Annotated in this window: 3 protein-coding genes; all 3 read left to right on the forward strand. The window is 63.3% G+C overall.

Translation table 11 applies throughout. From position 1 onward, the window contains the following. The first annotated feature begins 187 nt into the window (after window positions 1-187). On the forward strand, window positions 188-1,201 hold the full coding sequence (locus ACRYR8_RS15615; RefSeq protein WP_432485329.1) for an iron-sulfur cluster assembly accessory protein: 1,014 nt from the start codon (window positions 188-190) through the stop codon (window positions 1,199-1,201). A 2,163-nt stretch (window positions 1,202-3,364) separates the two neighbouring features. Continuing rightward, window positions 3,365-4,030 (forward strand): OB-fold protein, encoded by a 666-nt coding sequence (locus ACRYR8_RS15620; RefSeq protein WP_432485330.1) that lies wholly within the window; start codon window positions 3,365-3,367, stop codon window positions 4,028-4,030. A gap of 283 nt (window positions 4,031-4,313) precedes the next feature. After that, a complete protein-coding gene (locus tag ACRYR8_RS15625) occupies window positions 4,314-5,648 on the forward strand; it encodes a S1C family serine protease (protein ID WP_432485331.1) in 1,335 nt (444 codons plus the stop codon). The last annotated feature ends 352 nt before the right edge of the window (window positions 5,649-6,000 follow it).

The raw sequence follows: 6,000 nt of genomic DNA on the forward strand, positions 1-6,000 counted from the left end.
CCCCAGAAGACGGCATCGCCAGCAAGCCCGGTCAGCAGCAACGCACTCACCGGCAGCGGCGAACCGATGGGGGCCGAAGGCCCCAGCAACGGCGAGAGCGAGCACGGGGCCGAAGGCCCCAGAAGACGGCATCGCCAGCAACCACCACACCGGGGCCGAAGGCCCTACCGATGAAGGAGGGACAACTATGACCGCAGTTCAGGTCAAGCCGATGACCAAGACCGAGCGGGACGCCGCCGAGGCTTCGCGCGTGGCGCTCGCGGAAGCGCAGCGGACACAGGCCGAGAACACCGCCGCCATCACCTCCGCCGAACAGGAGGCCGAGCGGCGCCGTCGTCAGACGCATGCCCTGGCTCAGGCCGTCCAGCGAGCCGAGCAGGCAGTCATCAACACGGCAACCGAGGTGGCCGAAGCGGTCGCCCCGACCATCGGAGACGCCGCCGGCCTTCCGGTGACCGTCACGGCGATGCGACCGAAGTCCGCCCCGGCGAGGCTGCCGCACCTCTACGTGGTGCAGACCACGCCAACTGATCGGGACCTGATCGACGGGCGCATCGCCGGTGGAGTTGAGGTGCTTCTCTACCGGTCCAGTCGGGACGGCGCCCTGAATGGGGACCGCGTCAGCGCCATGTTGGAGACTGAGGGCGTTCGCCTGAACGCCCGACAGGTTAGCAACCGCGAGGTTGCCGGAGCTTCCATGGACGTCCTGCCGCTGGAGATCCGCATTGCACACGAGCCGGTGCCGCAGATCCGCCGAGCAGCCGATGACGCCTGGCGCTGGGGTCAGCTTCAGTCCGACATCCGTAACGGTCTGACGGCACAGTTCGGCAGCGCGATGGACAGGCCCGTAGGCGTGCGCATCGGCGCGGGGGACGCCAGTGCTCTCACGAGCACCGTCACCGGCCTCGTGAGCAAGCCGCGCCAGATCAGCGACACCACCGACGCGGAAGGTCTGCGCCGCCGCGTGGCCGAGCTGTCAGTGGGAGCGGGTGCGTCGTCGCCGCACTGCCCGTGGAGCGCGGACGACCTGGCGCGAGGCGTCGTCAAGGTGGTCAACAACCTGGCGGACACTTGCCACGGTGGGCTCGGCCGGGTCGAGGCTGTAGAGGTCACGGAAGTGCAGCCGATGGAAGGCACCCCGCGAGGCCGGGCGTGCAGGGCTCGGGCCACCCTCGTCTCCCGTGAGCCCCTCGCCCAGTGACCAGGTGACCGGGTGAGCGCCCAGCAAGGCTTCACCCTGACTGGCTCTCGCAGCCGGGTGGTCGGGGCCGTCATCGTCACCTCACGCGCCACGTGAGGCACTAGCAGCACCCTCGCCTGGCGAGGCAGCACCATCAGGGGGAGCCCTCGGGCATCGGTCAGCGATGCTCAGGGCTCCCCTACTTTTCGTGCGTTCGTGGCTAGCAGCGCTCACCGGCACGCCACCGACCTGCACAGACGGCGGTTTGATCCCCGGCGCATGCTCGCTTCTGGCCCATTTGCTCGCCGCTGGCGACTCCCCGTCCGGGACCTTGCGTGCCGCTGACCTGCACCGATGCAGACAGACGCCTTCCTGTCGGGGCCAGGTGCTCAACCTTGGAACCGTGGCGCGATCTCAGGTGCTACGACATGGCGGTCCCTGCCAAGCTTTCAAGGGGTCACACCCCCAGGGGCCAGCGAGGGCCTACCTGCAATGCACCATAAAGACATTAGTCACTATTCATGCGGCGACCGAAAGAAGGCGCTACTGGATCTATCAGACTGCAAAATCATTCCCGCTTCACCGGGGGGTTCCGCATCACCTACATAGATGGCCGTCGGAATGTTCATGAACATGCTGCCCTGAAACATGGACCAACCTCCATCTCGCCTCAGCATGGCTATAAGGTCTTTGCTGAAGTGCACCCGCGCACCCACGATTGAATCTTCGATTCGAACTACAGTCAGAGGGAAGGGAAGCCGGCTGACATAGTGAGGCCACTTGGGATCTGCGACCAGGTGAGGGAATCGCTCACCGAGCGCTTGGGCATCCGCAACATCGAGGTATTCGACTTGAAAATGACCACCATTCACGTACCGCACAACTACACTTCTGCCACTCGGAGGTGCAACCAAGTCCATAAGGCCCTCCCCAGAAGGGATTACCCAAGTATTCTCTTCAAGGCAAGGCTGCACCCTTCCTTCATCATTAGGAAGGGAGAGGTTCAAAAGCAGCTCTCCATACTCATTCCGGTTGAACCATAGGGCCTTCTCAAGCTCCCACATCAGAATGGTTGATGATCCCCAGAAGGCACTCCCGCCCGCAACCACCAGCAACTCTCGACGCATCCAATCGAATCGACCAGACACAGACTTATGGCGACCCCGACCCTCCGCTTTCCAGCGGCGCAATTGGTCGTCGGTGTAGGAACCATTATCGGCCTTGTCGGCATGTTCACGACACAGGGCAATCATGCCCTGTGGGCGGTGGTGGTGCTCTACACGCCATGGTGGATCGAAGTGGTGCCAGGTCAGGTGGGGACTTCCACAAAACCCTCCAGCGACACTGGCAGGACAGTGGAAACCCACCTCTCGCCGCAACTCTTGCCGAACGCTTGCATAGGGAGTGCGGCTAGGGTTCTCGGGATCTTTCGGCATGCGCGACACAGGCCACCACCTTCATGCGAGAGTTGGTTGCCAACCATGTTGACACCCCCGTCCACCACTGGCATTGCAATCGACAGCCCAGCCAACAGGGGCAACCCTGGGGGCACTCTGTCAAGTCACTCAAGCCGACAGACGCCAGACGCGCATGCGTGCCCTAGCACGCAAGAGGTAGGTAGCGCTCCAACCAAGCACGGCAGCCCATTCATGACGCATACAGCGCTCAGCGCCATGCACTTCGCGGGCCTCTGCACGCTAGTCGCGAGTTAGTCGCTCGCCTTGAGGAGAGCTGACACCCCCCGGTTACCCCCCGGATTGAGGGGGATCACGGGACGTGGCCAGGGATGTCAGGGGTAGGGGTTGCGCATGTTTGCAGGTCAGAGCACCCACCAGGGATACCCAATGATGGGTTCCCGGATAATCCGCGGGTTGTGGGTTCGAGTCCCACGGGGCCTACCGCTCTGACCAGCGAGGATGCTCCGTCCGCGGCCCCTGTCGCTGCAGATGACGGCAGCAGGTGACGGCAACGCCCCCTGACGTCGTGAGCCCGCTCAGACGTGCCTGTCGATCAATGCAAGTCCATCGAGCATCGCCGTGGACGCGACTAGGAGGGAGTTGTCGGAGGCGGAAGTAGCCCACACCACCCCGCCTCCGACCTTCCCGATCCTGCCGTGACCATGCCATCTGGGCAGTAGTCTGAGAGCGCTCGCACAGGTCAGCGCTCAACTACATTGGAGGTCGCGTGTCCCACAACACGCAGGGCAATCCGGGCCCCTACTACGGAGCCCCGCAGGACCCGCGTGAAGCTCGCGCCCTCGCCCAGGCAGAGAAGGCATACCGCCGCGCTCAGCGCCCCTGGCACAAGAAGAAGCGCTTCATGCTTCCCCTGCTCTTCTTCGGCTTCCTCTTCGTCGTGGGCGCCTGCTCCGCTGCCCTTGGCGGCGACAACAGCAGCAAGGTCTCCACTGCCCCGGCGGAGACCAACGCTGCAGCACCTGCCGAGCCCGGTCCCGCGGAGCCGGCACCCGCTGAGCCCGCACCTGCCGAGCCCGCACCTGCCGAGCCCGCACCTGCCGAGCCCGCACCTGCCGAGCCCGCGGTTGTCGTCTCGTCGCAGGAGATGATCGACGCCCTGGAGGGCAACGCGCTGAAGGCGAAGAACACCTATGAGGGCAAGCGGGTCACCGTCAGCGGGTTCGTCGGCAACATTGACGCCTCGGGTGACTACTTCGCCCTGGATCCTGAGCCTGACGCCATTGTCTTCACGGGCGTGCAGGTCCAGACTGGCAAGGAGTTCCTGGACCAAGTAGCCAATCTGAGCGCGGGCCAGGAGGTCACGGTCACCGGCACGGTCACCAGCGTCGGTGAAATCCTGGGCTACTCGCTTGAGGCTGAGACCATCAAGTAGTCCATCTGCTCCTGCAGGACTTCCGGCTATGTCATGGCCCGATGCTCTTGAGACTGAGCCCTTGTCAGTAGCGGCTTCTTTGCGCTGACAAGGGCTCGCACATTTTCCAGGAGCGACGAAACCTGAAAATACAGCATGGCTTTGCTGCGAACGAGTGACACTGGTGCCATGTGACGCCACCCTTTCACTAGCATCTGCAACCCAGCAGGGTCTATCGCGGCCCGTCTAGACCGGAGGGTCCGTGCTAAACCGCTACTCAGCGCTCATCACTACTAGCGCTGCGATGAAGCGCCTGGCGGCGCCATGCCTCCTCGTTGTGGCCACTACGGCTTGCACAGGATTAGCGGTCGACAACGGGACCTCCACCGCCGAACAGCGCAGTGCCCAAGCATCTGAAGAGCCAGCCACCGACGTGCACGGGGTCGCCTTCAGCGATGAAGAGTTGGTCAGTCGATTCGGACACTCCGTCTTCCGAGTGGACACCGAAGGATGCGATTACACTTCGACTGGAACAGCATTCGTCATCGATTCCCGGCACCTAGTTACAAATCACCACGTGGTTGAGAACGACGCGTCTCCGGTCCTCGTCGGCCGCGATGGCCGTCAGCAGGCAGGTCGAGTGATCGGCTGGCGCACCAGTCCCGACGTCGCCGTCATTGAAGTCACCGAGGAACTCGACGTCGATGCCCTCGAGTGGGCAGACCCTTCTGAGCTTGCCGAGGGTCAGCACCTCCTTGGACTTGGATACCCATTACCCGAACACAGCTTCTCAGCTGTACCCGGAGCAATTGTGAGTTTCGAGTCCAATAACGGCCAGAGGAGCGCGATACGCACCGACGGCGCGTTCGACAAGGGAAACAGCGGTGGACCTGTGCTCACTCCGGCCGGATCTGTTGCCGGCGTCGCAACGCTGATTGATATGAACCCGCAAGGGCTTCAGATCGTCCCCATGGCTTACACGGCGGCCACCCTAAGGGCTCACGTACAGGCAATCATCGAAAATCCTCAATCTGTCGATGTTGATTGCACCGACACGATCGAGGCGGAGGGGCCGAGCGGATCTGAGTCGGATCCGTTCCGCCAGGCCTGCGCCGAGAACGACGATTTTGCTTGCGACTCTCTCTACTGGCGTTCGCCAGCCGGATCTGAACCGGAGTACTTCGCCATGACCTGCGGCGGCAGGTCGGCAGCCTTGCGGCGCGGCACCTGCTCCTCTCGGAACATTCAGCCAGATTTTGAAACCGCATTGAACGTGCTCAGTGAACCCGAGGGACTTCGCTGCGCGGATCTTATGGCGCACGGATACTCGTTCAGCGACGCCACGCGGTACTGGGCGTACCATGGACGCCCTGGCCGCATGGACGTCGACTCCAACGGGATTCCTTGCGAAACGGTGTACGCGCCGAGCCAATCTTCGGAGACTGGGGAAACCGCGTCGAACTACTCGAGCGGGCTGTTCTGCCGGGATCTGATCAGCCAAGGAGCCAGCTACTCCGACGCCGTCCAGTACTGGCTGGCCGAGGGGCAACCGAGCCGCATGGATGCCGACTCAAATGGCATCCCCTGCGAGGAGGGCTACTCAGCTCCTGAACTCGAGGCCTACTGGGGTCACCCGTGAAATTCCCCCGGCCCATCCAAGAGCGCCGGCCGCAATAGGCGGATAAACCACCGGTAGGCGTACCGCGCAAACCGAATCGCATCAACGACGAGTGAGCACTGCAAACGTTCTGGAGTGACTGAGGCTTTGTCAGTAGTGAGGCTTTGTCAGTAGTGCTGTGAGGCAGCTGCTGGGACCGGGAACCGGAAGCGTTGGGGCACGTAGGGCCTGGCCGGTCACGATGGTGGCGACCAAGCCTTTCCGCTGTACCCACCTGGACCCTTCGTGCTCTCCTCATGGGTGCAGCCGGTCCTGTTCTGGCAGGCTCGGTGGTGGTGGCGGCCGGCGGGTCAGCACTGTGCTCTCCGGGCCC

It is taken from the genome of Kineococcus esterisolvens, from assembly GCF_050871405.1.
GTDB lineage: Bacteria > Actinomycetota > Actinomycetes > Actinomycetales > Kineococcaceae > Kineococcus.

Bases quoted from the DNA above. Each gene is read 5' to 3' on its own strand.
- ACRYR8_RS15615 (WP_432485329.1), top strand. From the start codon at position 188: ATGACCGCAGTTCAGGTCAAGCCGATGACCAAGACCGAGCGGGACGCC.
- ACRYR8_RS15625 (WP_432485331.1), top strand. From the start codon at position 4,314: ATGAAGCGCCTGGCGGCGCCATGCCTCCTCGTTGTGGCCACTACGGCT.